Here is a 24,713-nt window from a genome sequence, read left to right as displayed (position 1 = left end):
CGTCTCCGGGTCATTCACAGGAGTTTTCTCACGCAGCAAAGCCCGGATGGGCCGCGGCGAGCCGGTCCCGGAGCGCGACGACCTGCGGATGCAGGGGCCACGCGCGCGCGCCCAACTTCGCCACCGGCAGGATACCGCGCACTGCATTGCACAGGAAAACAGCGTCCGCGGTTTCGACCTCGGTCACATCGAGGCGGCGCTCCGCGGCGCCGGTCGCGCCCATCGCCCAGGCACGGCAGATGCCGGCGACGCCGCACCGGTCGACGGGCGGGGTCAGCCAGCGGCCTTCACGCAGGACGAAGAGATTGGCCGCCGTGGCGCTGACGACGTCGCCTTCGGCGCTCTGCATCAGGCCTTCGACGGCGTAGGGCTCGATGGCGGCTGGATCATTCCATTCCGCTCGCGCCAGAACCTGCTCCAGGCGATTGCAATGCTTGATGCCGGCAAGCCTTGGCTGCACGGACAGCCGCGTTTCGCACCAGCGGACGGCGATGCCGGAATCGGGCGAATCCGGCGGCAGGGGATGCATGGAAACAATCCAGGTCGCAGGCGCATCGATGTCCGGTGCATAGCCGCGCCCTCCACTGCCGCGGGTGACGATCAGCTTGAGAATCGCGTCTTCGCCAGCGAGCAGGTCGACGGCCTCCCTCCGGACCATGCTCGCCTGCGGCAACACGATCTGCAGGCGTTCGGCACCGCTTCGCAGTCGCGCCCAGTGCGCGTCCCACCAGGGCACGTCCCCCCGGTGCGCGCGCATCGTCTCGAACAAACCATCGCCGTAGGCAACACCGCGGTCATTGGCCGCGATCGCATCGAAGCGCGTATCGCCCACGAAGATGCGTGCACTCACTCGGTGGCTCCCAGCGCGCGCAACATGCCGCGTGCCTTGGCGCGTGTCTCTTCCAGCTCATGCTGCGGATCGGAGTCGGCCACGATGCCGGCCCCGGTACGGAACCGCATCGTCGCCCCTTCCACTTCCGCACTGCGAATGAGGATGTTGAGATCCAGGTCGCCGTCGCGATTCAACCAGCCCATCGCCCCGGTGTAGGCACCCCGGCCCTCGCCTTCCAGTTCGGCGATGACCTGCATGCAGCGTACCTTCGGGCAGCCCGTGATCGTCCCACCCGGAAACACGGCGCGGATCACTTCACCCGGCGAGGTCCCGCTGCGAAGACGCCCACGTACGTTGCTCACGATATGGTGCACGTGCGCGTAGCTCTCGACAGTCATCAGCTCGTCGACCTCGACGCTGCCCGGCACGCAGACGCGGCCCAGATCATTGCGCTCCAGGTCTATCAGCATCACGTGTTCCGCGCGCTCCTTCGGATGACCGACCAGCTCGCGGATGCGTTCGGCATCGTCGTCGCCTGCGAAGCGGGCGCGCGTCCCCGCGATCGGACGGGTTTCCACCAGGTCGCCACGTACCGAGACGAGCCGTTCCGGCGATGAACTCACCACCGCCCACTCCCCCTGCGTGAAAACACCGGCGAACGGCGCGGGATTGTTTTCGCGGAGGCGTTGGAACAAGGCTGACGGGTCCAGCGGCCGGTCGAAGCACGCTCGCCAGCCACGCGAGAGATTGGCCTGGAATACATCGCCAGCCGCAAGGTACTCCAACACCCTCTGCACGCCATCGACGTATCGCCTCGGCTCGTCTTCCTCGATCGTGCCCGGAACCTCCCACGCAGGCAGCGCCGCCACCGAGTGCGTGGCGCCGACGTCGGCCGCGATGGCATCGAGCATCGCTGCATGCGCGGGCTCGGCCACCACGACGCATTCGCCAGTCGCATGGTCACGCAACACCGCGGCAGGGCATCGCAGAGCCAAAGCGACCGGCAATGTCCCGGGCGCTGGGGGGAGGCGCAGGACCGGCTCCACCTGCGCGGCCAGTTCGTAACCCAGCAGCAGGGCCCAACCGCCGCGGAACGGCCAGCGTGGTTCGTCCCGCGGAATGCGTTGCGATTGCCACGCGGCATCCAGCGCCGCAAGGAAGTCGCCGGTCATCTCGCGATCGTCCCCGTCGCGGGTCACGCCATCACGGTCCAGGCGCAAGGACTCGCCACTGGTGGCCAGCAGCAGGTCCCAGCGCCCCTGCGCGGTACCGTGGGCGCTGGATTCGAGCAGCAACGGATAACGCGAAGGCGCGAGGCGATGCAGCGCCAGCAGGTCGAGCGAGGACGGCAGGGATCGGGTCAACAGCATGGGCGTATTAGACCGCGTTTCGTTCCACGGGACCCGGAAAAAACAATCCCCGCCGAAGCGGGGATCGTCGAGGCGCATGGCGGCCAGACCGGCATCAGAGGCGCTTGAACACCAGCGAACCGTTGGTGCCGCCGAAGCCGAAACCATTCGACACCGCGACATCGACCTCGGCCTGGCGCGCCGTATGCGGCACGTAATCCAGGTCGCAGCCTTCGCCCGGAGTATCGAGGTTGATCGTCGGCGGGATGATGCCGGTGTGCAGCGCCATCACGGTAAAGATGGCCTCGACACCACCCGCGGCACCCAGCAGGTGGCCGGTCATAGACTTGGTCGAGGACACCATCGTCTTGTATGCGTAGTCGCCCATCGCACGCTTGATCGACAGCGTTTCGGCCAGATCGCCGAGCGGCGTCGAGGTGCCGTGCGCATTGACGTAACCGATCTGTTCGGCCGTCACCCCGGCATCCTTCATCGCCGCGACCATGCAGCGCGCGGGACCTTCTCCGTTCTCGCTGGGCGCGGTCATGTGGAAGGCGTCGGACGACGCGCCGAAGCCGGCGAGCTCGCAGTAGATGCGCGCGCCGCGGGCCTTGGCATATTCGTATTCCTCGAGGATCAGGATGCCGGCGCCGTCGCCGAGCACGAAGCCGTCGCGGTCCCTGTCCCACGGACGCGAGGCGCGGGTCGGGTCATCGTTGCGGGTGGACATCGCCTTCATCGAGCAGAAACCGCCGACCGAAGTCGGCGAGGAGCCGCGCTCGGCACCGCCGGCGATCATCACGTCGGCATCGCCGTACTGGATCATGCGCATCGCCATGCCGATCGAATGGTTCGACGTGGCGCAGGCGGAGACGGCGGAGAAATTGGGGCCCTTGGCACCGGTGATCAGCGACACCTGGCCGGGCAGCATGTTGATGATGGTGCTGGGAACGTAGAACGGCGAAATCTTGCGGACACCGCCTTCGTGGTACTTGATCGTCTGCTCCTCGATACCGAGCAGGCCGCCGATGCCGGAACCGATCAGCGCACCGGTGCGCTCGGCGTTGGAATCGTCGATCTTGAAACCCGCATCGTCCAGCGCCATCAGCGAAGCGGCGACGCCGTAATGGATGAATTCATCCATCTTCCTGGCGTCCTTCGGATTGACCCACTTGGTGACGTCGAAGTCCTTCACCAGGCCGCCGATGCGGGTGGTGAACGCCGCGGGATCGAAGTGGGTGATCGGGCCGATGCCGGAACGGCCGTTGATGATGCCGTCCCACGTCGTCGCCAGGTCGTTGCCCAGCGGCGAAACGGTGCCCATACCGGTGATTACTACACGCCTCTTCATGGAACGCTCCGAACGCTGCGCCGGGTCGGGCCGGCAGGATTGCGGATTACAGGCAATGGATCGCGAAACCCGTTGCGCAAAAACGCGGGGCCGCAGAACGCGGCCCCGGTTGGTTTTCATGGTTCGCCGTACCGACAAACCATCGGAGCCGGCCTCGCCGGCTCCGCGACACATCAGGCCTTGACGTGCGCCTTGATGTAGTCGATGGCCTGCTGCACCGAGGTGATCTTTTCGGCTTCCTCGTCCGGGATCTCGCACTCGAACTCTTCTTCGAGGGCCATCACCAGCTCGACGGTGTCGAGCGAGTCCGCGCCGAGGTCGTCGACGAACGAAGCGTTGTTGGTGACTTCTTCTTCCTTCACGCCGAGTTGTTCGACGACGATCTTCTTGACGCGCTCTTCGATGCTGCTCATTGGGTCTCACTCCTCCCGGGATCGGGAAATTCGATGGAATAGTCTAAATGAATCACAGGCGTTCGCGAAGCACGCGAAAACCCTTTTACTTCAATCGGTTACAGTTATATGGGCAACCGATCGAAGCCAGCCGTTATGGCATGTACATGCCGCCGTTCACGTGCAGGGTCTCGCCAGTGATGTAGGCGGCCGCGGGACCAGCCAGGAAGCCGACCGCGCGGGCGATGTCGGCCGGCTCGCCGAGGCGCCCCAGCGCGATCTGGTTCATCAGCGCCTGCCTGGCGTCTTCGGGCAGGTCCTTGGTCATGTCGGTGGCGATGTAGCCGGGGGCCACGACATTCACGGTGACGCCGCGCGAACCGATTTCCTTCGCCAGCGACTTGCTGAAGGCGATGATGCCGGCCTTGGCCGCGGCGTAGTTGGTCTGCCCGGCGTTGCCGGTGACACCGACGACCGAGGCGATGTTGATGATCCGGCCCTTGCGCGCCTTCATCATCGAGCGCATCACCGCCTTCGAGGTGCGGTAGACGCTGGTGAGGTTGGTATCGAGGATGGCCTGCCAGTCCTCGTCCTTCATCCGCATCAGCAGGTTGTCGCGGGTGATGCCGGCGTTGTTGACGAGAATCGAGATCGCGCCGATGTCCTTGGCCACGCCCTCGATCAATGCATCGACGGATCCGGCATCGGCAACGTCGAGCACGCGTCCGTGGCCGCCGCTCGCGGCGAGGCGGCCGGCGATGGCCTGGGCGCCGGACTCCGAGGTCGCGGTGCCGATGACGGTCGCGCCCTGCGCGGCAAGCTCATCGGCGATCGCGGCGCCAATGCCCCGGCTCGCGCCCGTCACCAGTGCGACTTCGCCACTCAGCGGTAGATTGCTCATGCCTTCCACTCCGTCAATGCGGATTCGAATTCCGCGTTCGTGCCGATGGCACGTGCGTCCAATGATTTGTCGATGCGCTTGATGAGGCCGGCAAGCACCTTGCCGGGGCCGCATTCGGCGACGCGCACAATGCCGCGCGCGGACAGCGCCTGCACGCAACCGGTCCACTGCACCGGCAGGTACAACTGGCGCACGAGTGCGCCGCGGATCGACTCGACCCCGTCGTGCACTTCGGCATCGACGTTCTGCACTACCGGCAGCTTGGGAGCGTGCCAATGGAGACCGTTCATCGCCTCGGCGAGGCGGTTGGCGGCTTCACGCATCAGCGGCGTATGCGACGGCACGCTCACGGCGAGCTTCACAGCCTTGCGCACACCGCGTTCACCGAGCATGGCCAGGGCTTTGTCGACCGCGGCGCCGTGACCACCGATCACGATCTGGCCCGGCGAATTGAAGTTTGCGGGGACGACGATTTCTTCGCCGGACGCGGCCTTGCACACCTCGAGCACGAGTTCATCCTCGGCGCCAAGCACGGCGGCCATCGCGCCGGTCCCGGCCGGTGCGGCGTCCTGCATCAACTGGCCGCGCAGGCGCACCAGGCGCGCGCCTTCGCGCAGCGACAGCGTTCCGGCGGCGACCAGCGCGGTGTACTCACCCAGGCTGTGGCCCGCAAGCACCGACGGCTGCGCGCCGCCCTGCTTCTGCCATGCGCGCCAGGCGGCCACGCCGGCGGCGAGCAACGCGGGCTGGGTGAACTCGGTACGGTTCAACTGCTCTTCGGGACCATCCTGCGACAGCGCCCACAGGTCGACGCCGGCCCCTTCGCTGGCTTCAGCGAAGGCCTCACGAACCACGGCCTGGGTGGCAGCGAGTTCGCCGAGCATGCCCAGCGACTGCGAGCCCTGCCCGGGGAACACGAATGCGAGTTGCGAAGGCTCCGTCACGGCGGTTCCCTTCAAAAAAGAGGCGGCATCATACGGGCGAACCCGTCCATCCGTCTGTACCAGTGCGTATGCGGCAGCGGTCGCGGAAGTCTACTCCGCGACGCAGTGCTCAGTAGCGCAGCAGCGCAGAGCCCCAGGTGAAGCCGCCGCCGAAGGCTTCCAGCAGCAGCAGTTGGCCGCGCTGGACCTTGCCCGAGCGTACCGCTTCGTCCAGGGCCAGCGGCACCGAACCGGAGGAGGTATTGCCATGCTTGTCGACGGTGACGACCACGCGCTCCATCGGCATGTCCAGGCGCTTGGCCGTGGCTTCGATGATGCGCAGGTTGGCCTGGTGCGGAATCAGCCAGTCGATGTCGTGGCGATCGAGGCCGTTGGCTTCCAGCGTTTCCTCGACCACGGAATCCAGCGCCTTCACGGCGTGCTTGAACACGTCGTTGCCGCTCATGTGGATGCGGACGCCGGCGTTTTCTTCTCCGGGCTTGAAGCCGACCGAAACGCCGACCGGGTTCCACAGCAGCTCCTTCTTTCCGCCATCGGCGTGCATGTGGGTGCTGAGGATGCCGGTCTCGGTGTCGGCCTTGAGCACGACCGCGCCCGCGCCGTCGCCGAACAACACGCAGGTGGTGCGATCGCTCCAGTCGACCATGCGGGTCAGGGTTTCCGCACCGATCACCAGCGCGGTCTTTGCCGCGCCGGAACGGATGAACTTGTCGGCCACCGTCAGCGCATAGACGAACCCCGAGCAGGCGGCATTGACGTCGAACGCCGGGCAACCGTCCGCGCCGATGCGATGCTGGATCAGGCAGGCGGTGGACGGGAAGATCAGGTCCGGCGTGGTGGTGCCGACGACAATGAGGTCCAGCTCCTTCGCATCGACGCCGGCGGCCGCCAGTGCGCGCATCGCGGCGTGGTAACCCAGGTCGCTGGTGGTTTCACCTTCAGCGGCAATGTGGCGTTCACGGATGCCGGTACGCGCCGCGATCCATTCGTCGGTGGTGTCGACGAACTTCGCCAGGTCGTCATTGGTGAGCACCTTTTCCGGCAGGTAGCTGCCGGTACCGGCGATGCGCGCGAACACTTGCTGGGTCATGCCTTTCTCAATTCGTGGGGCTGCGGGGGTCGAGCGCTCGCCGCGCGGACCGCTGGAACCCAGCGACGTCCGGCAGAACGTGAACTGCAAATGCTACTCCGCCTGCGCGGGCACCGTGCAAATCACGCAAACGCGAACGGGCGCCTAAGCGCCCGCTTCGCCCCGCGGCGTTGTACGGCCAAAAAAACCGTTCTAACGGCGGGAATTACTCCGGCGCGAAGACGCCGGAACAATCACTCTTCGTCCGCAACCTTCGACTTGGTGTCGATGACCTTCTTGCCACGGTAGTAACCGTCGGCGGTCACGTGGTGGCGCAGGTGGGTTTCGCCCGTGGTCGGGTCGGTGGCCAGCTGCTTGGCCGAAAGCGCATCGTGCGCACGACGCATGCCACGCTTGGACGGGGTGACGCGGGATTTCTGAACTGCCATGGTCTTGCTCCAGAAAAAAGCTGTGAAAACTTGCCTTGAATATCACTTGTCCGGCTTTTTCAGCGCGGAGAGTGCTGCAAACGGGTTTGCGCGTTCCTGTTCAACCTGCGTGGCTGGCCAGTCGCGCTCCACCGCCTCGCTGCCGGGCTTCACCGGCACCACCGGCACGGCGAGGATCAATTCGTCCTCGACCAGCTCGGCTGTCCGCAGCTCGCCGTCGTCGGGCACCAGCAGCGGTTCGTAACCCTCGGGCAGCGCAGCCTCGTCCGCTTCATCGCGGATGAGCCCGAGCCGCTGCACGATCCTCACCGGCAGGAGGAACCGATCCATGCTGCGCTGGCAGACCAGCGGCAACTCAGCGTCGATTCGCAACTCGACGTAGGGCACCTGCAGCGAATCGCGGTCGAATTCGAGCGCGAAACGCACCTCGCCTTTGGTATCGAGCAGGCTGTCCTCCAGCCGTGTCAGCGCCGACAGCGGCAGGCGTCCTTCGACCCCGCGCCGCGCCGCCACCATCCTCCAGGCGTCCAGAATTTCGGGGACCCGATCGGATGGTGTGCCAGCTGACATAAGACGCGGGAGTTTAGAGATCGCGACGCCCTCGTGTCAAACCGCAAGTCCTTGTGGCGCCGGGGTTTTGCGACCTGGCGCCGGCTTCGTTGTCTAAACGGGGGCCGGCGGTTCAGACTGCGGGTCCCTCTTCCAGCCGCCGACACCGTGACCCCATCCGCCCTGATCTGGATCCTGCTCGCAGCAGGCATCGCGACCTTGTTGGCGGTCCTGTTCCGCCAGCGGGCCCCACAGCGCCGGGCCCGCGCGGTCCAGGAATTGCTGGATGCGGCCGATGCACTGGAATCCCGGCTCCGCATGGCGCGGGCCGAAATCGCGGCCGTAGCGGGTGAACAGGGCCCGGACCCGGTCGGCGACGCCATGCGCGAGATGCTCCGCCAGCGTCTGTGGCTGCGCGACCATGGCCGCGATGCCAGCCTTGCCCAGCTCGCCGATGTCCGGGCCTCGATAGACTTGGCCCGCGACCGCATCGATACCCAGCTGGCCAAGATCGCCCGAGCCCGCGCGCCGCAGGCCTGACCGTGGCGCGCCTGGTCCTGGCCTCCACGTCACCCTATCGTCGGGAACTGCTTTCGCGGTTGCGGCTGCCCTTCGAGACCGTCCGTCCCGAAGTGGATGAATCTCCGCTCCACGGCGAGACGCCGCTGGCCCTCGCCGAACGCCTGGCGCGGGCCAAGGCCGGCGTGATCGCCCGCCGCGAGCCGGGGGCATTCGTGATCGGTTCGGACCAGGTCGCCGAGCTCGAAGGACAGCCGCTGGGCAAAGCCGGCGATCGCACCGGGGCGATCGCGCAACTCGGCGCGATGTCAGGCCGCGAAGTCCTGTTCCGCACCGCGGTATGCATCCAGCGCGAAGGCGATCCGCCGAGGATGGCGACAGACACGACCACGGTGCGCTTTCGCCCGCTCTCGTTCGCCGAAATCGAACGCTATGTCGATGCGGAAGCAGCGTTCGATTGCGCCGGCAGCTTCAAGGCCGAGGGCCTGGGCATCACCTTGTTCGACGCCATCGATTCGTCCGATCCAACCGCACTGATCGGACTACCTCTCATCATCACGGCGCGGCTGCTGCGCGAAGCGGGATTTGTTCTTCCCTAGGCCGCGGCCTGAGTGGCGCCGTCAGCGTGCGATATCCAGCGGTTGCTCGGACCACTCCTCGACGCTGCCGTCGCGGCCATGCAGGCGCAGTCCCAGCCAATGGCGCCCGGGATTCACGCCCGTCGCACCGCGCAGGTCGACCTGAGCGCTGAAGCCGACATCCGGATGCCGCGGATCGTTGGTTTCCGGCCATGACGTCGACAGCCCCTCGTACGGCTCTCCGTACTTGGCAACTGCAACCGGCCGTCCATCCAGCAGTACCTCGATCTTTTCCAGGCCCACGCCGTCCTTGAAAGCCCATCCCCTCATGTCGAAACGGCGCCCCACGGAGGCGCCTCCTACCGGCGCATCGATCCACGCCATGGCGGGTGTCGTGCAGTCGCCGCCGCGCTTGGCATCCAGCGCGAACAACGCAAAACGCTGGCGGCCGTGATCGATGTTGAGAACCTGCGGCGGCGGCAAGGGACCGACCATGCCGCACAAGGCGTGGTAGCGATGGAGCAGGTCCTTGTAGGACACCTCGGTGATGCCCACGACCAGCAGGATCGGCCCCTTCGACCAGTCGACGGCCGATTCATTCTCGAGACCCCACAGGCGCAGTTGCGGCGCACGACCGTGGTTGTGGTTGCTTGGATGATCGAGCACCGGGATATCCGGTTCGCCGAGCGCAAAGCCGAGCTCGGCCCCCACCTTGAAGCTGTCGGCGACGACGCGGGTGCCGCGAGGCAACTGCTCGAGGCGGCGGCGCGTGACGTCTGCCAGCTCGTCCCAACCCGCGAAATTCGCCTGATAGAACTTCTCGGCTGCACTGCGTGCACGCACCTGTGGCATCGACAGTGCCGCATAGAACGCCAGCATCGCGACCAGCCCGAGACCGGCCAGCAGCCATGTCGCGATCCGGAGCCAGCGCGGCCACCGGGACAGGAGCGCGGGCAGCAGCGGCAGCAATGCCAGGTAGCCCGGCAGCGGCCAATGGAAACTCACGCGCTCGGTGTCCGCGAAGAAGCCCAGGATGAAAAACCCGAGCACGACCAGTCCGCCCAGATGGGCGAAATAACGTGTCGACGGCAGGCTGCCGAGGCGTCCGCGCCAGCCGGCCAGCAGCAGCGCCGCGAAGAGCAACGGTGTCACCAGCAGGGCCTGGATGCCGATGAACAGGATCCCGTCCACATGAAAGGCCCAGGGATGGCGATCGACCAGTTGGAAGCGCAGGCCTGCATCGGCGTTGTCGAGATTCCACGCCAGCAACGGTATCCATGCCGATGCTCCCAGGGCGACCGCGGTCCACACCCGCACGTCGCGCAGCGCACGGCGCCCTTCCGGAAGCAACAACAGAGCGACGAAGCCGACCCCGATCACGGCGATGAAGCGGTAGTGGCTCAATGCACCCAAGGTGAGACCGAGCGCAAGCTCCAACGCCGCGGTCGCGCCGACTTCGCGCAGCAACTTCGCGCCGGCATCGACGCACAACAAGGTAGCCAGCGCCATCATCGCGTCGGGCAACGCCAGCAGACCCAGCGTGCCGGCCAGTGGCAACAGCAACGCAAAGCAGCCCGCCTGCCAACCGTAGCGCTCGCCGAATTCGCGTGTCGTGAGCCGCACCACCAACAGCGGAACCAGCGCGGCCAGGAACAGGAACGGGGCACGCAAGGCGAAGGCATGCTCGCCGCCCAGCACCACCCCGAGCCGCGTGAGCCAGGCCGTCAATCCGGGCAGGTCGGAATAGGCCGCAGCGAGGTGCTGCCCTTCCTGCCAGTAGAAGGCCTCGTCGACGAACAACGGCAACCGTGCGGCCACGGCCAGCTTGAGCAGCAGGACGGCCGACCATAACAGCCAGAAACCGAGTCGTACCGGGCCGGAGGCCTGCCCGGCATGCATCCCTTCGTCGCGCATGGATGGAGAACAACCCCGCTACACTGCCAAGACTGGTGAGGAGGACGAAATGGCGGCATCCCCGACCGCAGCGACCATGCTACCCGATGCGTTGCGCATGACCCTTGAACGCGCGCAGGCCCAGGTCAATGCGCTGGTGCTGGGCAAGGCACATGAAGTCCGCCTCGCCTTCGTGGCGCTCCTGGCCGGCGGCCATCTGCTGATAGAGGACCTGCCCGGACTGGGCAAGACCACGCTCGCTCGTGCGATGGCCACGACGCTGGGGCTCGACTTCCAGCGCGTGCAGTTCACCTCGGACCTGTTGCCGGCCGATGTCGTGGGTGTTTCGGTATTCGACCCGCAAACGCGCAGCTTCCAGTTCCACTCGGGACCGGTGTTCGCGCAGGTACTGCTGGCCGATGAAATCAACCGGGCGCCGCCGCGGACGCAGAGCGCCCTGCTGGAAGCGATGGCGGAGCACCAGGTGACGGTGGATGGCACCACGTATTCGTTGCCCGACCCCTTCTTCGTGATCGCCACGCAGAACCCGGTCGACCTGGCCGGCACCTATCCGCTGCCCGATTCCCAACTGGATCGCTTCCTGCTCCGGCTGACCCTGGGATATCCGGGCGAGGCGGCCGAACGGGACCTGCTCGCCGGCGTGGATCGCCGCGACCTGATTGCACAGACGATGCCCCTGCTGGACACCGCGGACGTACGGGCTGCCCGACGGGCCGTACTGGGAGTGCATGCGAGCGATGCCCTGATCACCTACGTACAGGCCCTGCTCGCGCGCAGCCGCAAGCACCCGGGCGTGCGTGTCGGCCTTTCGCCCCGCGCCGGACTGGCGCTGCTGCGTGCCGCGCGCGCGTACGCGCTGTTGCTGGGGCGTTCGCATGTGCTGCCCGAAGACGTGCAGGCGTTGTTCGGTGCGGTTGCAGCGCATCGCCTGGTGGCGGACGCGCAGGCCGGCAGCGATGCGTCGCTGGCCAAGGCGATCCTGCATGCGGTGCCCGTGGACTGAGGGGCGCGTGCCGTGATGCTCCCCGCTGTCGGCTGACACCATGCCTGCGATTGCCGCCAACCCTGAGGCCCTGGCCACGCTCTGGCGGCGCGTTCGCACCATCGCCCTGAGCCTGACCCGGCCGCGCGAACCGGAAGCGCTGCCCGTCACCATCGACCGGCGCCGTGTCTATGTGCTTCCCACGCGCTTCGGGCTGTTCTACAGCACGCTGCTCCTGGGCATGGCGGCAGGCGCGCTCAACTACAACAACAATCCCGCCCTGATGCTGTGCCTGTTGCTTGGCGGCGCCGCGCTGGCCAGCCTGATCGCCGCGCAGCTGCAGCTCACCGGACTGAACATCACCACGATCGATGGCGAACCGGTGGCGGCGGGACAAACGCTGCTGCTGCGCGTGCATGTGCAGGCCGATCCGTCGCGCATGCGCCGTGGCTTGCGCGTCGACGATGACGACCTGCTCGATACCTCCGTCCTGAACCTCGACCAGGGGCATGGCGAAGCCGAAGTCGCGCTGCCTACCCGGCAGCGCGGCTGGCTCGATGTTCCCCGCCTCCGCGTGTTCACCACGCGTCCGCTGGGATTGGCGCGGGCGTGGACGTACGTCTGGAGCGACGCACCCTTGCTCGTATACGCCGCGCCCGAGCCCAACGGCCCGCCCCTGCCGAGCGGCTCCGGCCAGCAGGCACAGACCCGCTTGCATCCCGCCGGGGACGATGTGCACCACCTGCGCAATTACCGGCCCGGCGATTCGCGCCGCACCATCGCGTGGAAGCCTTCCGCGCGCCGCGACACCCTGCTGGTGCGCGAGTACGAGCAACCGTTGGGCGCGGATGTTGTGCTCGACTGGCGCCAGCTGGCCAATCTCGATTTCGAAGCGCGCATCTCCCGCCTGGCACGGTGGGTCGATGAGGCCGAACGCGATGGCCGTCGCTACCGCCTGTGCCTGCCCGGCCAGCCCGACATCGGCCCCGATCACGGCATCGTGCATCGCCATGCCTGCCAGCGCGCGCTGGCGCTCCTCCCCCTGGGCGGAGGGTACGGGCGATGAGCGCGACGATGGGTCACGCACTGGTGCTCGATCGCACCAGCCGCCATTGGGCCCTGCTCGCGGCCGTCGCCTGTGTGGTCCCGCTGTTGCTGCAACTCCCCGCCAACCTTGCATGGCCCATAGCCGCAGCCGGTGTCGCGACAACCGCACTGGCCTGGTGGAAGCCGCTGCCGGCTGGCTTGCGCCTGTTGCTTACCCTGCTCGTGGTTGGCGCCGTGCTGGGGGTTGCCGGCCTGCGCTTCGGCCGCGATACCGGCTGCGCCCTGCTTGCCGCGATGCTCGCGATCAAGCCCTCGGAAACCGCGAAACTGCGTGATGCGCGCAGCCTGATCGGGTTTGCCTTGTTCGCGCCGTTCGCCACGTTCCTGCTCGACGAGGGGCCGCTTTCGCTCGCCTTGGCCCTCGCTGCCACCGTGGGAGCCCTGGCGGCGCTGCAACGCCTGGCCGACGTCGAATCCGGCGATGCGCGTTTCAACGTGCCGCTACGAACCCGGCTGCGCAGCGTGTTGCAGTTGCTGTTGATCGGCCTGCCGTTGGCGCTGGCCACGTTCTGGTTGTTCCCGCGCCTGGCTTCACCGATGTGGGGCGTGCCGGGTCGCGCCATGGCCAAACCGGGTTTGTCCGACTCGATGCGGCCCAACGACTGGCTGGACCTGATGTCCGACGACACGCCCGTCCTGCGCGCGCGCTTCTTCGGTGCGACACCCCGCCAGGACCAGATGTATTGGCGCGGACCCACGTTGTGGCGTTTCGACGGGGAGGAATGGACGCAACCTGCGTGGACACGCGGGCTGCACGCGCCGCGCGTACAGGCCTCGCCCCGGCAATGGGACTACGAACTGGAAGTCGAACCCACCGACCGCCGGCAGCTGGTAGCGCTCGATCTGCCCCTGGCGGCACCGGGGGGCAGCGCTCTGATCGGCGACTATTCGCTGCGCACGGAACGTCCCCTGAGCTCGCTCACGCGCTGGCGCATGCAATCGGCCGCCCCCCTGCGGAACGAGTCGCAGCTGAAACCAGCGCTGCGGCAGGCCGCACTGGAACTCCCCTCCGGATTCAACCCGCGCACCCTCGCCCTCGCCCGCCAATGGCGCCGGGACGCCGGCAGCGATGACGCTGCGATCGTGCGGCGTGCCTTGGCGTGGATCCATCGCGAATTCGCCTACACGCTGGACACCCCGCCCTGGGGTCATGACGCCATCGACCAATTCCTGTTCGACGGCAAGGCGGGGTACTGCCAGCACTTCAGCTCGGCCTTCGTGGTGCTGATGCGCGGCGCCGGCATTCCGGCGCGCGTGGTGACGGGGTATGCGGGCGGCTATCGCAACCCGATCGGCGGCTACTGGATCGTGCGGCGTTCGGATGCCCATGCCTGGACCGAGGTATGGATGCCCGAACGTGGCTGGGTCCGGATCGATCCGACAGCCGCGGTCGCTCCCGAGCGGGTTTACGACACGCTCGCCGATCGTGCACCCGGTACCGACAGTGTGCTCGGCGACTTCGGCGGATCGCTGTGGAACGCCCGCGACTGGCTGCGACGCGGCTGGAACGACCTGGTCCTCGGTTTCGACGCCAACCGCCAGTCGCGGATGTTCGCGCCACTCGGACTGGACCGGATCAACGGGCGTCAGCTCGCCATGGTGTTTGGGGCCGTTGCCACCCTGGCCCTGATGTGGATGGTCTGGCTCAGCGCCCGGGGCCAGCGCGAGCCCGACCCGGTGCTGCGCGCCTGGCATCGGTTGGGCCAACGTTACGGGCGGTTCGGGCTGGCGCGCGAATCGCACGAAACCGCCGCCCACTGGGTGGATCGCGTCGCCCATGCGCACCCCGGGCTCGCGAACGGACTGCGCGAAATCAGCCACCGTTTCGCCATTTGGCGCTACGCTGAGCCCCAGCCCGGGACGCACGACCCCCGTGCCGCCAAGGACCTGGTCCGAGCGCTGCGCAGCCATCGGCCCAAGCATTCGAATCCCTGACCCGTCCAACGGAGAAAGGCTATGAAGGCAAGCGTCGTCCTCACCATGCTCGGTACGGCATTACTCGCCGCTTGCGCCTCGCAGCCAGCGCCGCTGCAAGGCAGCTTCAACGAGATCACTCCGCAGCAGGCCGCTGCCACGGATTCGACGGGCGCGGTGGTCCGGTGGGGCGGCCGCATCGTCGGTGTCGAACCGCAACCCAACCGCACCTGCTTCGAGATGATGTCCACGCGGCTGGCGGCCAACGGTCGGCCCTACTGGGCTGCCGATGACGTCGGCGGCCGCTTCATCGCCTGCCGCATCGGCTTCTACGACCCTGCGCTGTTCGAGAAGAACCGCGAAGTGACCTTCACCGGCCGCATCGGCGGCTACGACACCCGCCGCATCTTGGGTTATGACTACCGCTTCCCGCGCGTGGATGCCGAGGTGATCTACTTGTGGCCGGCGCGTGAGTATGTCGACCTGGTCAACACGCGCCCGCCGCCGTGGCCGTGGTGGGGCTACTGGTGAAGCAACATCGCTCGGACATGCGCGCCCGGCCTCGAGCCGGGCGTCATGTTTTCGGAAGCAGACAACGCCCGGCCATGCCGGGCGTTGTCATCTCGGCGTGCCGAAGCGGCCCAGCGGCGCGCCCGCCAGCAGGTGCAGATGGACCTGGAATACGGTCTGCCCGCCATGGCCGTTGCAGTTCATGACCACGCGGTAGCCATCATCGGCGAAGCCCTGCTGCTTGGCGTAATTCGCCGCCGCCACGTGCAGGCGCCCTATCACTTCCGCCTGCGAGGCCTGCACGTCATTGAGCGTGGCGATATCGACCTTGGGCACGAACAGCACGTGTACCGGCGCTTGCGGCGCGATGTCGCGGAACGCGATCTGATGCTCGTCTTCGTAGACGATGTCTGCGGGGATCTCGCGCCGGATGATCTTGTGGAAGAGAGTGTCTGCCATCGATTCTTCTCCTGAAATCAGGGCATTTCGCTGCGACTGCCGAACGCGTGCGACAGCGTGCCACGGTCCACGTATTCCAGTTCGCCGCCGAGCGGCACGCCATGCGCGAGCCGGCTCGGGCGAACCTTGTGCTGGCGTGCCAGTTGCGCCAGGTAATGTGCGGTGGCCTCGCCTTCCACGGTGGGATTCGTGGCGATGATCAATTCCTGCACCTCACCCTCGGCCAGGCGCGAGGCAAGGCGGTCGAGGCCGAGTTCACGCGGACCAATCCCGTCCAGTGGCGACAACCGCCCCTGCAGGACGAAATACAGGCCGCGATAGCCCGTTGCCTGCTCGATGGCAAGCCGGTCGGCCGGCGATTCGACCGCACACAACAGATAGGCGTCCCGCGAAGCGCTGGTGCAGGTGGCGCACACTTCGGTCTCGCTGAAGTCGCGGCAGCGGGCGCAGTGGCCGACCTTCTCGACGGCCGCGGACAGCGCCTGCGCCAGCCGCGTGCCGCCGTCCCGGTCACGCTCGAGCACGTGGTAGGCCATGCGTTGGGCCGACTTCGGCCCGACGCCAGGCAGCACGCGCAGTGCTTCGATCAGTTGTTCGAGCAACACACTCACGAAGTCACGCTCACGAAGTCACGCTCACGGAAGGAGGCACCGCGTCAGAACGGAAGCTTCATTCCCGGCGGCAACTGCATGCCGGCGGTGGCAGCCGACATCTTCGCCTGCGATTCCTCGTCGATCTTGTTCGAGGCATCGTTGAACGCCGCGGCGATCAGGTCCTCGACCATTTCCTGGTCCGACAGCACGCTCGGATCGATGCGCACCTTGCGGCACTCCTTGCGGCCGGTGAGCGTCACCGTGACCATGCCGCCCCCGGCCGAACCGGTGACCTCGATCTTTGCGATCTCTTCCTGCGCACGCTGCAGGTTTTCCTGCATGCGCTGGGCCTGCTGCATCATTTGGGCGATGTTGCCACGCATAGTCTTGCTCTCTTGATTGATGCGCCGCGTCGATCGACGTCGGCATGGGGAACGAAACTAATTCTCGTCGAAAGGACGGATCGAGTCCGGCACCAGCTTCGCGCCGTGCTGGGATATCAACCGCTGGACGTCCTGATCGTTCATGAAAGCGGTTTCTGCCGCCGTCTGGCGCTCATCGCGCGCGCGCTCGTTGCGTTCCCGCAACGACTCTCCCTGCGCGGGAGCATTCTCGAAGCGGATTTCCGGCGCGGCACCCAGTACCGGCGCCAACGCATTGGCCACCATCGCAGTCAATGCGCTGGACTTGAGATGCTCGTCCGAAGTCGGCAAGGCCAGGCGCAGCAGCGTGCCGTTGTAGCCGATGAAGACCGAATGTTCGGCGAGCAGGCGGGCGGGACCGCGCAGACCGCTGTTGGCGACCATTGCGTGCCAGGCGTCCGCATCCGCCAAGGCGGAGGCGGATATTGCTGACTCTGGCGCTGGCTCAGCCATGCGTGGCGCTGGCATGTCGACGGGTGCCGGCGCCGGCGCGGGCACCGGTTCCGGCATGGCCGCCGGCGCGGCAGCCGGCGCGACGTCGGGTTCGCGCACCGCAGGCGCCTGCGGTGCGACGTTGCGAGCCAATGCCTCGCGTGCGGCATTCGCCGCCGACCGGCTCGTATCGGGTGCCGCCATCGCGGCCGCGCGCGGCGGCGCGGTTTCGCCACGGGTCGGGGTGGTCACGGACGGGCCACGTGCGCCCTCGCCTTCAACGGGACGGAACGCGAGCATGCGCAGCACGCTCATCTCGAAACCGGCACGCGGGCTCGGAGCCAACGGCAGGTCACGGCGGCCGTTGAGGGCCATCTGGTACCAGAGCTGCACGACCTCGGGACGCAACGCGGCAGCCAGCGCATCGATATCGACGCCCTCGCCGTCGACCGGGGCCTCCGGCACGAGCTGGCGCACCTGCACGCGATGCAGTGCATCGGCGAGCGCATCCAGCACCCCGCTCCAATCGGGTGAGAATTCGGCCAGCACGCCCACTTCCGCCAACAGGGCGGGGCCATCGCCGCGCGCGAGTGCCGCCAGCAGCGCACCGACGCGCATGCGATCGACGGTACCCAGCATCGTCGCCACCGCCGCGTCGTCGAGCTTGCCGCCCGTGTAGGCAATCGCCTGGTCCAGCAGCGATAGGCCATCGCGCAGGCTGCCATCCGCCGCCTTGGCGAGCTGGCGGATCGCAGCAGCGTCGGCCGGGATGCCTTCGGCCTCCAGGATGCGCGTGATCTGCCCGGTGATCTGCTGCTCGTCCAGGCGCTTCAGGTTGAATTGCAGGCAGCGCGACAACACCGTGACCAGCAATTTCTCGGGATCGGTCGTCGCGAACAGGAACTTCACGTGCTCCGGCGGCTCTTCCAGTGTCTTCAGCAGCGCGTTGAACGCCGCCTTCGACAGCATGTGCACTTCGTCGATCAGGTAGACCTTGTAGCGACCGCGCGACGGCAGGTATTGCGCGTTCTCGATCAGCTCACGGACGTTGTCGACACCGGTATTGCTCGCCGCGTCGATTTCCAGCAGGTCGATGTAGCGGCCGGCATCGATGGCCCGGCAGGTCTCGCATTCGCCGCAGGGATCGGCCGAGGTGCCACGTTCGCAGTTCAACGACTTGGCGAAGATGCGCGCAATCGTGGTCTTGCCCACGCCGCGCGTGCCTGTGAACAGGAAAGCATGGTGGACACGGCCCGAATCCAGCGCGTTGGTGAGCGCGCGGACCACGTGCTCCTGCCCGACCAGTTCGGCAAAACGCTTGGGGCGCCACTTCCGGGCGAGGACGAGATAGGACATGTCGTCATTCTGCCGCGCCGCGAAGAACTTTGCCCGCGCCGCGTCGCGAAAGACCCGCGCCGCGAAAAACCTTGCCCGCCTGGACACTGGAACGCGCCGCAGCGCACAGAGGACTGGCCGCTGGTAGTCCCGTGGCTTGTTCGAAACCCGCCCGAAAGCTAGAATCTCGGACCCTGACGTCGGCCGGATGCCGTATTCAGGGCAGCGGTGCCAGGTGCGGAGAGGTGTCCGAGTGGTTGAAGGAGCACGCCTGGAAAGTGTGTAAGCGTCTAAACCGCGCTTCGGGGGTTCGAATCCCCCTCTCTCCGCCAGCCGCATCACAACAAGGTCACGTGCAATGCGTGGCTTTGATCAAGCAATCCCAGCAAGTCTCTATGGTGGCCCCGTCGGCCCCTCGCGACGCTAGGTCGAAAACCCCGCCAGGGCCGGAAGGCAGCAACGGTATCGATCGACGCGGGTGCCGAGGCAAGCCGGCGGGGTCATCGCCCGTTTTGGGCTACGCCCGAAAACGGCCCAGGATTTGCTTCGCAAATCCCGGGTCCCGCTATGTGCTTCCGATCCCCGCGGCTTCGCCGCGCCCCCTTACCAGGGGGGCTTTCCACCAGAGCGATTTCCACTCTGGGCTGGTCACGGCTCGGTCGCTGCGCATGGAAATCCAAGATTCGCTTCGCAAATCCCCGGTTCCTTACCAAGGGGCCACTTCACCAGCAGGATTTTCGCCCCGGTCGTTACGGCTCGGGGTGTAGCCAGCCGGCGTCGCCTTCGCGGTAGCGTTCGTGCTTCCAGATCGGCACGCGCGCCTTCACCTCGTCGATGACGTAGCGACACGCGGCGAACGCCGCATCGCGATGCGCGGCGCTCACGCCAACCCAGACGGCCAGTTCGCCGATCGCCAGGTCGCCCACGCGGTGCACGCAACGGGCGTCGATGATGTCGAACTTCTCCAGGGCCTCGTCCAGCACCTTCTCGCCTTCGCTTTCGGCGAGCGCGGCATAGGCTTCGTAGCGAAGGCCGTGCACGATGCGGTCCGCATTGTGATTGCGCACCCAGCCCTCGAAGCTGGCGTAGCCGCCGACGCGCTCGTCCAGCAGGTTGGCGCGCAGGGTGGTGGTATCGAACGGCGTATCGGCGAGGGTGAAGCGTTTCATTTGCGGGCTCTGATTCGGAAACTTTTCCTCTGCCATCCATGGCCGGGCGTTCGGGAGTGCGGTCGATGCCAATAAGGCATCGACCACGCACTTCCTCACCCACCGCTTACCGGCGGAATGAACGCGACTTCAGTGCCATCGCGTGGCGCCTCGTCCCATGCCGCAAAGTCGCCATCGACCGCCACGCGCAACTGGCGCACGGGAAACGGCAAGGCATGGCGCGCCTGCAGCTCGTTGTAGAGCGCACGCAGGTCGGGCGCTGCACTGTCCACGACCTCGCATGCGACACCCGACGCGTCGCGCAGTGCAGCGAAGTACAGGATCGTCACCTTGGCCATCACACCTTCCCGAAATCGTGGCGGCCGCCGCTCTTGCGCAGCAGTTTCGCCGGCCCGACGAGGATGCGGTGCGACAGCGCCTTGCACATGTCGTAAACCGTCAACGCGGCGATGCTTGCACCGGTCAGCGCTTCCATTTCGACGCCCGTGCGGTGGGTCGTGCGGACCACGCATTCGATGTTCAAGTCGCGTTCGCCGCTCCATTCCACGCTGATGCGGCAGCCATCGATCGGCAGGGGATGACAGAACGGTATCAATTCGTGGGTGCGCTTCACGGCCATGGTGCCGGCGATGATCGCGGTCTCGACGATGCTGCCCTTGGCGCTTTTCATGCCGCTGCCCCGCAGCTGCACCGCGACATCAGCAGGGAAGCGTACCCGGCACGTGGCCGCAGCCTCGCGCGCCGTCAGCGGCTTGGCGGAAACATCCACCATTGCGGGGCGACCGGCGGGATCGACATGGGTAAGGACGCGGGCGGTTTTTTTCACCCGCGCATTCTGCGCTGATCGCGTGGCGGGCGGTAGCCGAGGTCAGCCGCCGACCAGGTACATCTCGACATGCTTGCGCGGTGCTTTCGCCTGACCCCGCAGTTCGCTGTACCGGTCCCTGCGCCGCGACCATTGCCCTTCCAGATGGCGGGCCAGCGCATCGGCCCCTTGGGGAAGTACCGCTCGCAGATCGTGTCCGGTTCCCGCGAACAGGCAGGTGTAAAGCTGTCCGTCGGCGGAAACGCGCGCCCGATGGCAGTCCCCACAGAACGGCTCGCTGACGGAACTGACGAAACCCACCTCGCCCACGCCATCGGCGAAACCGTATCGGGAGGCGACTTCGCCACGGTACTGCGCATCCAGCGGCCGCAGCGGCCATTGCGCGTGGATGCGGTCGCGCAGCTCGGCCGACGGCACCACGCGCTCGCGCCGCCAGCCGTTGCAGGTGCCCACGTCCATGTATTCGATGAAGCGGATGATGTGGCCATGCGCGCGCGCGAACGCCACCAGCGGCAGCACTTCACCCTCGTTGATGTCGCGCTGCACCACGCAGTTGAGCTTTACGGGCGCGAAGCCGGCCGCCGTTGCGGCGTCGATGCCCTTGAGGACGTCCGCGACTTCACCGCGGCCACCCGACAGGTTGCGGAACAACATCGGGTCCAGCGCGTCGAGGCTGACCGTCACGCGGTGCAGTCCCGCCTCGCGCAGCGCACGTGCCTGCGGCGCCAGCAGTGAACCGTTGGTGGTCAGTGCGATGTCGGTGAGTCCATCGATGGCGGCCAGCCGTGCAACCAGTTCGGGCAGGCGCTTGCGCAGCAATGGCTCGCCCCCGGTGAGGCGCAGCTTGCTCACCCCGGCCTGGACGAAGCCCCGCACCAGCGTTTCGATCTCGTCGAACGACAGGCGCGACGCCGCATCGAAGCCGTAGTCCTCCGGCACCCGCTCCGCCGGCATGCAGTACGGACAACGGAAATTGCAGGCTTCGATCACGGACAGGCGCAAATCGCGCAGCGGACGACCCAGCGCGTCGTGGACGCCGGCCGGGACGACGATTGCGGCTTCCCCTTTCACGGCTGCGCCCTGGGCGCGCTCGGATCGGCCAGGCCGATCACGTCGTCCGCTTTCGCCACGCGATGGCCGCGCGCGGCCAGGGCTTCGCCTTCCTCGTGGCTGGCGTAGTGATAGAGCAGGCAGCGCGAAAGCAACTCGGCAGGGTATTCACGTTCGAGATCGTCGATGCCGCTGTGCGAGGGATTGCCATGCAGCGCGCAGTCGTGGGCGACCAGTTCGCCGGCATTGGCGTACTTGGCCAGCTGCTCGGGAATCGGCCGCGTATCGCCCGTCCACACGACGCTGCCCTGGAGGCGCAGGCCGAAGGAAGTCTCGGGCCAGTGATGGCGCGTGGCGAACACCTCCAGCCGCACGCCGTCGTGCCAGAACGAAGCCCCGACCGGGATCACCTGGAAGGCGTCCCAGAAGTTCGCTCCGCCTTCGGCCAGCGGGTTGGGATAGTCGCCCACGCGCTGGTGCAGCAGCGGCACGAGTGCCGCGGGGACATAGAGGCGCACCCTGCCGCGCCTGCTTTCATCGAAGTAGCTGGAAACGAACAGGCGCTCGAAACCGGCGACGTGATCGAGGTGGGTGTGGGTGATGAACAACGCGCGCGGCGCTTCGCCGTACTGCGCGAGGTAGTGGCTCAGGCCTTCGTTGCCGCAATCGATCGTGAGCCACGGCGCGCCATCGCGCTCGATCGTGGCCATCGCCGATCCCAATTGAACCGCTGACGCGTTGCCGACTCCCTGCAGTCGCAGACTCCAGCCCATCAAGTGCCTCGTGCCCAGACGCGGTCGTAGGCCGCGCGCAAACGGGCGAAATCCCGCTCTACTTCCTCGATGGGGCGCGCACCGCGCAGTTTCAACAGCGAACGCTTCAGGCGTGCCAGGTTGCCTTCGCGCCAGCCGGTGGCGGGAATGCGCTGCTCGCCACGATCGAGGTCGATCACCCAACCGCGGCCGGTCGGGTCGAACAGCAGGTTGTGGGCGTTGAGGTCGGCGTGGTCCAGGCCGGCGCGATGGATACGGGCGATCAACCGGCCGGCCTCTTCCCATGGTGCGCCGTCGCCGGCGACGACGGCACGGTCAGCCAGTGTGCGCACGTCATCGATGCGCTCGATCAGGATGGCCGCACTGTAGAAATGGCCCTCGCGCCGGTAATACGCGGCGATCGGCCTGGGCACCGGCACGCCTTTGGCTGCCATTCCCCGGGTGAGGCGGAATTCGGCGAAGCTGCGGGTGCGGTTGGCACCCCGCCACCAGTAACGGTCACGGCTGAAATTGGCAGCCAGCCCGCCGCGCAGGTAGCAACGCAGGACACTCGAACCGAACGGCGCATCCACGAACCACGCGCCGCCACGGCCACCACTCGCAACCGGTCGGGCCTGCTCGCCCCAGAACGCCGGCAGGAACCATTCCGGCTTGGCTTGTCGCACGCGCGTGTTGTCGAACAGAATCGCGCCGTAGCCGCGCTCGTCGCGGAACGGCATCAATCCTTCGGCAGCGTCATAACCTGTCATCCCACCGAGTCTAGCAAGACCCATGCCGCAAGCACCCCTGTCGATCTGCCTGCTGCGCTTGTCCGCACTGGGCGATGTCACCCACGTCGTGCCGCTGGTGCGCACCCTGCAGGCTGCGTGGCCGCAGATCGCGTTGACCTGGGTCATCGGCAAGGGCGAGCACCGGCTGCTGGAGGGACTGCCCGGTGTCGACTTCGCCGAGTACGACAAGAAGACCGGCTTCGCGGGCATGCGCGCCCTGCGCAGCCAGCTGCGCGAACGCACGGGCGGCCGCGGTTACGAGGTGCTGCTGCAGATGCAGGTGGCAGCGCGCGCCAATCTGCTGTCGGCCTTCATTCCAGCCGAGCTCCGCGTTGGGTATGACCGTTCCCGTTCCAAGGACCTCCACGGCCTCTTCATCAACGAGCGCATCCCCGACAGCCCCGGTCTCCATGTCCTGGATGCCATCGGCAGCTTCTGCGAACCGCTTGGACTCAAGCAGACGCAGGTGCGCTGGGACCTGCCGGTACCGGATGCCGCGCGCGAATGGGCGCATGCCCAGTGGATCGAGGACGGCTCACAGACGCTGCTGATATCGCCCTGCTCCAGCCACAAGCTGCGCAACTGGCGAGCAGACCGCTACGCCGCCGTCGCCGATCACGCCGCCGCGCGCGGCTGGCGCATCGTGCTTTGCGGTGGCCGCAGCCAGCTGGAGCGCGAAACCACGGATGCGATCCTTGCCGCCATGAAGGCCCCCGCCCTGGACCTGGTCGGCAAGGACACGCTCAAGCAGCTCCCTGCCCTGCTTGAACGGGCCGACCTGGTGATGACGCCGGATTCGGGCCCGATGCACATCGCCAACGCGATGGGGGCAAAAGTGCTGGGGTTGCATGCAGCGAGCAATCCCGCACGCAGCGGGCCCTATTCCGATCGCCGCTATTGCGTGGACCGCTACGACGACGCGGCCCGCAAGTACCTCGGCCGGCCAGCATCGGAACTGAAATGGGGCACCAAGATCGAGCACGACGGCGTCATGGACCTGGCCACCGTCAATGATGCGATCGCCGCATTCGAACGCTATGTCACGGACTACACGGACTGAAGGAGATTCAATGAACCTGGAAACGCTGATCGACAAGGACGCCATAGGCGACGTGATCCACGGGCTGTTCATCGGCACCGACAACCGCGATTGGGCGACGGTGCGTGCGGCACTGGCGCCGCGACTGCATGTCGACATGACCTCGCTGGTCGGCGGCGAGCCGTTCGAAGTCGCCGGCCCCGAAATGGCGGCGACGTGGGAAACCGGCCTGCAGCCGATCCAGGCCGTGCATCACCAGATCGGCAACCTGCGCATCACGGTGGACGGCGATGCCGCGGAAGCCTACTGCTACGGCACGGCCACCCACTACCGGCCGACAGCCAGCGGCCGCAACGTGCGCACGTTCATCGGCAGCTACGACTTCCGCCTGGCGCGGATGGACGGCACATGGCGGATCACGCTGTTCCGTTTCAATCTGCGGGTGCTCGATGGCAACCTGCAGCTGGAAACGGACAACTGAAACG

At 66.8% G+C, this 24,713-nt stretch carries 28 protein-coding genes, 1 tRNA gene and 1 other RNA gene; 10 read left to right on the top strand and 20 right to left on the bottom strand.

Annotated elements, in window-relative coordinates; translation table 11 throughout:
• Positions 1 to 28: 28 nt before the first annotated feature.
• The 9 genes from pabC to ACXJJ9_RS03170 form a co-directional block, all read right to left on the bottom strand.
• Positions 29 to 850, bottom strand: coding sequence for an aminodeoxychorismate lyase (gene pabC, locus ACXJJ9_RS03210; protein WP_457095789.1), 822 nt, complete (start codon positions 848 to 850; stop codon positions 29 to 31).
• Positions 847 to 2,202, bottom strand: coding sequence for an aminodeoxychorismate synthase component I (locus ACXJJ9_RS03205; protein WP_457095788.1), 1,356 nt, complete (start codon positions 2,200 to 2,202; stop codon positions 847 to 849). Before ACXJJ9_RS03205 ends, pabC begins: the two co-directional genes overlap by 4 nt.
• Positions 2,203 to 2,296: 94 nt before the next feature.
• On the bottom strand, positions 2,297 to 3,532 hold the full coding sequence (fabF, locus tag ACXJJ9_RS03200; RefSeq protein WP_457095787.1) for a beta-ketoacyl-ACP synthase II: 1,236 nt from the start codon (positions 3,530 to 3,532) through the stop codon (positions 2,297 to 2,299).
• 173 nt (positions 3,533 to 3,705) lie between these two features.
• On the bottom strand, positions 3,706 to 3,945 hold the full coding sequence (acpP, locus tag ACXJJ9_RS03195; RefSeq protein ID WP_200613703.1) for an acyl carrier protein: 240 nt from the start codon (positions 3,943 to 3,945) through the stop codon (positions 3,706 to 3,708).
• Between the two features lie 133 nt (positions 3,946 to 4,078).
• The gene (gene fabG / locus ACXJJ9_RS03190; RefSeq protein WP_457095786.1) at positions 4,079 to 4,825 is read right to left on the bottom strand and encodes a 3-oxoacyl-ACP reductase FabG; all 747 of its coding nucleotides are present in this window, start codon (positions 4,823 to 4,825) and stop codon (positions 4,079 to 4,081) included.
• The gene (fabD, locus tag ACXJJ9_RS03185; protein WP_457095785.1) at positions 4,822 to 5,769 is read right to left on the bottom strand and encodes an ACP S-malonyltransferase; all 948 of its coding nucleotides are present in this window, start codon (positions 5,767 to 5,769) and stop codon (positions 4,822 to 4,824) included. Before fabD ends, fabG begins: the two co-directional genes overlap by 4 nt.
• Positions 5,770 to 5,878: 109 nt before the next feature.
• Positions 5,879 to 6,859: a beta-ketoacyl-ACP synthase III gene (locus tag ACXJJ9_RS03180; protein WP_310051805.1), complete on the bottom strand. Its 981-nt coding sequence runs from the start codon at positions 6,857 to 6,859 to the stop codon at positions 5,879 to 5,881.
• A gap of 233 nt (positions 6,860 to 7,092) precedes the next feature.
• A complete protein-coding gene (gene rpmF / locus ACXJJ9_RS03175) occupies positions 7,093 to 7,287 on the bottom strand; it encodes a 50S ribosomal protein L32 (RefSeq protein ID WP_310051803.1) in 195 nt (64 codons plus the stop codon).
• A gap of 42 nt (positions 7,288 to 7,329) precedes the next feature.
• Positions 7,330 to 7,857 (bottom strand): YceD family protein, encoded by a 528-nt coding sequence (locus ACXJJ9_RS03170; RefSeq protein ID WP_457095784.1) that lies wholly within the window; start codon positions 7,855 to 7,857, stop codon positions 7,330 to 7,332.
• Positions 7,858 to 8,004: 147 nt separating this feature from the next.
• Between ACXJJ9_RS03170 and ACXJJ9_RS03165 the strand changes: the two genes are divergently transcribed.
• Positions 8,005 to 8,376, top strand: coding sequence for a hypothetical protein (locus ACXJJ9_RS03165; RefSeq protein WP_457095783.1), 372 nt, complete (start codon positions 8,005 to 8,007; stop codon positions 8,374 to 8,376).
• Positions 8,377 to 8,378: 2 nt separating this feature from the next.
• A complete protein-coding gene (locus tag ACXJJ9_RS03160; RefSeq protein ID WP_457095782.1) occupies positions 8,379 to 8,954 on the top strand; it encodes a Maf family protein in 576 nt (191 codons plus the stop codon).
• Positions 8,955 to 8,975: 21 nt separating this feature from the next.
• Here ACXJJ9_RS03160 and ACXJJ9_RS03155 read toward each other — a convergent pair whose 3' ends face one another.
• Entirely contained in the window at positions 8,976 to 10,847 is a 1,872-nt protein-coding gene (locus ACXJJ9_RS03155) for an ArnT family glycosyltransferase (RefSeq protein WP_457095781.1), read from the bottom strand.
• Positions 10,848 to 10,896: 49 nt separating this feature from the next.
• On the opposite strand from ACXJJ9_RS03155, the gene ACXJJ9_RS03150 reads away from it, so the two are divergent.
• Genes ACXJJ9_RS03150 through ACXJJ9_RS03135 form a run of 4 tightly spaced genes read left to right on the top strand, consistent with a single transcriptional unit; the run spans position 10,897 to position 15,381 of the window.
• Positions 10,897 to 11,850, top strand: coding sequence for an AAA family ATPase (locus tag ACXJJ9_RS03150; protein WP_457095780.1), 954 nt, complete (start codon positions 10,897 to 10,899; stop codon positions 11,848 to 11,850).
• 40 nt (positions 11,851 to 11,890) lie between these two features.
• A complete protein-coding gene (locus ACXJJ9_RS03145; RefSeq protein ID WP_457095779.1) occupies positions 11,891 to 12,895 on the top strand; it encodes a DUF58 domain-containing protein in 1,005 nt (334 codons plus the stop codon).
• Positions 12,892 to 14,871, top strand: a complete 1,980-nt coding sequence (locus ACXJJ9_RS03140) for a transglutaminase TgpA family protein (RefSeq protein ID WP_457095778.1) — start codon at positions 12,892 to 12,894, stop codon at positions 14,869 to 14,871. The genes ACXJJ9_RS03145 and ACXJJ9_RS03140 overlap by 4 nt, the downstream gene beginning before the upstream one ends.
• A 21-nt stretch (positions 14,872 to 14,892) precedes the next feature.
• Positions 14,893 to 15,381, top strand: coding sequence for a Slp family lipoprotein (locus ACXJJ9_RS03135; RefSeq protein ID WP_457095777.1), 489 nt, complete (start codon positions 14,893 to 14,895; stop codon positions 15,379 to 15,381).
• Between the two features lie 87 nt (positions 15,382 to 15,468).
• Here ACXJJ9_RS03135 and ACXJJ9_RS03130 read toward each other — a convergent pair whose 3' ends face one another.
• The 4 genes from ACXJJ9_RS03130 to dnaX are packed head-to-tail and all read right to left on the bottom strand — an operon-like array spanning position 15,469 to position 18,622.
• Complete coding sequence (locus ACXJJ9_RS03130; RefSeq protein ID WP_310051786.1) at positions 15,469 to 15,819, bottom strand: histidine triad nucleotide-binding protein; 351 nt, start codon at positions 15,817 to 15,819, stop codon at positions 15,469 to 15,471.
• 17 nt (positions 15,820 to 15,836) lie between these two features.
• On the bottom strand, positions 15,837 to 16,430 hold the full coding sequence (gene recR / locus ACXJJ9_RS03125; protein WP_457095776.1) for a recombination mediator RecR: 594 nt from the start codon (positions 16,428 to 16,430) through the stop codon (positions 15,837 to 15,839).
• A gap of 44 nt (positions 16,431 to 16,474) precedes the next feature.
• Positions 16,475 to 16,795 carry a YbaB/EbfC family nucleoid-associated protein gene (locus ACXJJ9_RS03120; protein WP_310051781.1) on the bottom strand — a complete coding sequence of 107 codons (321 nt, stop codon included), beginning with the start codon at positions 16,793 to 16,795 and terminating at the stop codon, positions 16,475 to 16,477.
• Between the two features lie 57 nt (positions 16,796 to 16,852).
• Positions 16,853 to 18,622, bottom strand: a complete 1,770-nt coding sequence (dnaX, locus tag ACXJJ9_RS03115) for a DNA polymerase III subunit gamma/tau (RefSeq protein ID WP_457095775.1) — start codon at positions 18,620 to 18,622, stop codon at positions 16,853 to 16,855.
• A gap of 218 nt (positions 18,623 to 18,840) precedes the next feature.
• Here dnaX and ACXJJ9_RS03110 point away from each other — a divergent pair.
• Positions 18,841 to 18,933 (top strand) — tRNA-Ser (locus ACXJJ9_RS03110).
• Positions 18,934 to 19,005: 72 nt separating this feature from the next.
• An RNA gene (ffs, locus tag ACXJJ9_RS03105) (signal recognition particle sRNA small type) lies at positions 19,006 to 19,102 on the top strand.
• A gap of 248 nt (positions 19,103 to 19,350) precedes the next feature.
• On the opposite strand, the gene ACXJJ9_RS03100 is transcribed toward ffs, so the two are convergent.
• From ACXJJ9_RS03100 to ACXJJ9_RS03075, 6 genes are all read right to left on the bottom strand, one after another.
• Positions 19,351 to 19,770 (bottom strand): molybdenum cofactor biosynthesis protein MoaE, encoded by a 420-nt coding sequence (locus ACXJJ9_RS03100; protein WP_457095774.1) that lies wholly within the window; start codon positions 19,768 to 19,770, stop codon positions 19,351 to 19,353.
• Between the two features lie 95 nt (positions 19,771 to 19,865).
• A complete protein-coding gene (locus tag ACXJJ9_RS03095; RefSeq protein ID WP_457095773.1) occupies positions 19,866 to 20,111 on the bottom strand; it encodes a MoaD/ThiS family protein in 246 nt (81 codons plus the stop codon).
• Positions 20,108 to 20,596 carry a cyclic pyranopterin monophosphate synthase MoaC gene (gene moaC / locus ACXJJ9_RS03090; protein ID WP_457095772.1) on the bottom strand — a complete coding sequence of 163 codons (489 nt, stop codon included), beginning with the start codon at positions 20,594 to 20,596 and terminating at the stop codon, positions 20,108 to 20,110. Before moaC ends, ACXJJ9_RS03095 begins: the two co-directional genes overlap by 4 nt.
• Positions 20,597 to 20,638: 42 nt before the next feature.
• A complete protein-coding gene (gene moaA, locus ACXJJ9_RS03085) occupies positions 20,639 to 21,667 on the bottom strand; it encodes a GTP 3',8-cyclase MoaA (protein WP_457095771.1) in 1,029 nt (342 codons plus the stop codon).
• Positions 21,664 to 22,419 carry an MBL fold metallo-hydrolase gene (locus ACXJJ9_RS03080; RefSeq protein WP_457095770.1) on the bottom strand — a complete coding sequence of 252 codons (756 nt, stop codon included), beginning with the start codon at positions 22,417 to 22,419 and terminating at the stop codon, positions 21,664 to 21,666. The genes moaA and ACXJJ9_RS03080 overlap by 4 nt, the downstream gene beginning before the upstream one ends.
• Positions 22,419 to 23,168: a 3-deoxy-D-manno-octulosonic acid kinase gene (locus tag ACXJJ9_RS03075; RefSeq protein WP_457095769.1), complete on the bottom strand. Its 750-nt coding sequence runs from the start codon at positions 23,166 to 23,168 to the stop codon at positions 22,419 to 22,421. The genes ACXJJ9_RS03080 and ACXJJ9_RS03075 overlap by 1 nt, the downstream gene beginning before the upstream one ends.
• A gap of 22 nt (positions 23,169 to 23,190) precedes the next feature.
• Here ACXJJ9_RS03075 and ACXJJ9_RS03070 point away from each other — a divergent pair, with 22 nt between their 5' ends.
• Both ACXJJ9_RS03070 and ACXJJ9_RS03065 read left to right on the top strand, forming a co-directional pair.
• Complete coding sequence (locus tag ACXJJ9_RS03070) at positions 23,191 to 24,249, top strand: glycosyltransferase family 9 protein (RefSeq protein WP_457095768.1); 1,059 nt, start codon at positions 23,191 to 23,193, stop codon at positions 24,247 to 24,249.
• 10 nt (positions 24,250 to 24,259) lie between these two features.
• Positions 24,260 to 24,709 carry a nuclear transport factor 2 family protein gene (locus ACXJJ9_RS03065; protein WP_310051759.1) on the top strand — a complete coding sequence of 150 codons (450 nt, stop codon included), beginning with the start codon at positions 24,260 to 24,262 and terminating at the stop codon, positions 24,707 to 24,709.
• The last annotated feature ends 4 nt before the right edge of the window (positions 24,710 to 24,713 follow it).

This window comes from Lysobacter sp. P5_B9 (genome assembly GCF_054049835.1).
This window is presented reverse-complemented; position numbering and strand designations above follow the sequence as displayed.

Excerpts from the sequence above, each read along its gene's own strand:
- ACXJJ9_RS03205 (WP_457095788.1), bottom strand. The coding sequence starts at position 2,202 with ATGCTGTTGACCCGATCCCTGCCGTCCTCGCTCGACCTGCTGGCGCTG.
- fabF (WP_457095787.1), bottom strand. The coding sequence starts at position 3,532 with ATGAAGAGGCGTGTAGTAATCACCGGTATGGGCACCGTTTCGCCGCTG.
- acpP (WP_200613703.1), bottom strand. The coding sequence starts at position 3,945 with ATGAGCAGCATCGAAGAGCGCGTCAAGAAGATCGTCGTCGAACAACTC.
- fabG (WP_457095786.1), bottom strand. The coding sequence starts at position 4,825 with ATGAGCAATCTACCGCTGAGTGGCGAAGTCGCACTGGTGACGGGCGCG.
- ACXJJ9_RS03180 (WP_310051805.1), bottom strand. The coding sequence starts at position 6,859 with ATGACCCAGCAAGTGTTCGCGCGCATCGCCGGTACCGGCAGCTACCTG.
- rpmF (WP_310051803.1), bottom strand. The coding sequence starts at position 7,287 with ATGGCAGTTCAGAAATCCCGCGTCACCCCGTCCAAGCGTGGCATGCGT.
- ACXJJ9_RS03170 (WP_457095784.1), bottom strand. The coding sequence starts at position 7,857 with ATGTCAGCTGGCACACCATCCGATCGGGTCCCCGAAATTCTGGACGCC.
- ACXJJ9_RS03155 (WP_457095781.1), bottom strand. The coding sequence starts at position 10,847 with ATGCGCGACGAAGGGATGCATGCCGGGCAGGCCTCCGGCCCGGTACGA.
- ACXJJ9_RS03150 (WP_457095780.1), top strand. The coding sequence starts at position 10,897 with ATGGCGGCATCCCCGACCGCAGCGACCATGCTACCCGATGCGTTGCGC.
- ACXJJ9_RS03145 (WP_457095779.1), top strand. The coding sequence starts at position 11,891 with ATGCCTGCGATTGCCGCCAACCCTGAGGCCCTGGCCACGCTCTGGCGG.
- ACXJJ9_RS03140 (WP_457095778.1), top strand. The coding sequence starts at position 12,892 with ATGAGCGCGACGATGGGTCACGCACTGGTGCTCGATCGCACCAGCCGC.
- ACXJJ9_RS03135 (WP_457095777.1), top strand. The coding sequence starts at position 14,893 with ATGAAGGCAAGCGTCGTCCTCACCATGCTCGGTACGGCATTACTCGCC.
- ACXJJ9_RS03130 (WP_310051786.1), bottom strand. The coding sequence starts at position 15,819 with ATGGCAGACACTCTCTTCCACAAGATCATCCGGCGCGAGATCCCCGCA.
- ACXJJ9_RS03120 (WP_310051781.1), bottom strand. The coding sequence starts at position 16,795 with ATGCGTGGCAACATCGCCCAAATGATGCAGCAGGCCCAGCGCATGCAG.
- dnaX (WP_457095775.1), bottom strand. The coding sequence starts at position 18,622 with ATGTCCTATCTCGTCCTCGCCCGGAAGTGGCGCCCCAAGCGTTTTGCC.
- ACXJJ9_RS03100 (WP_457095774.1), bottom strand. The coding sequence starts at position 19,770 with ATGAAACGCTTCACCCTCGCCGATACGCCGTTCGATACCACCACCCTG.
- ACXJJ9_RS03080 (WP_457095770.1), bottom strand. The coding sequence starts at position 22,419 with ATGGGCTGGAGTCTGCGACTGCAGGGAGTCGGCAACGCGTCAGCGGTT.
- ACXJJ9_RS03075 (WP_457095769.1), bottom strand. The coding sequence starts at position 23,168 with ATGACAGGTTATGACGCTGCCGAAGGATTGATGCCGTTCCGCGACGAG.
- ACXJJ9_RS03070 (WP_457095768.1), top strand. The coding sequence starts at position 23,191 with ATGCCGCAAGCACCCCTGTCGATCTGCCTGCTGCGCTTGTCCGCACTG.
- ACXJJ9_RS03065 (WP_310051759.1), top strand. The coding sequence starts at position 24,260 with ATGAACCTGGAAACGCTGATCGACAAGGACGCCATAGGCGACGTGATC.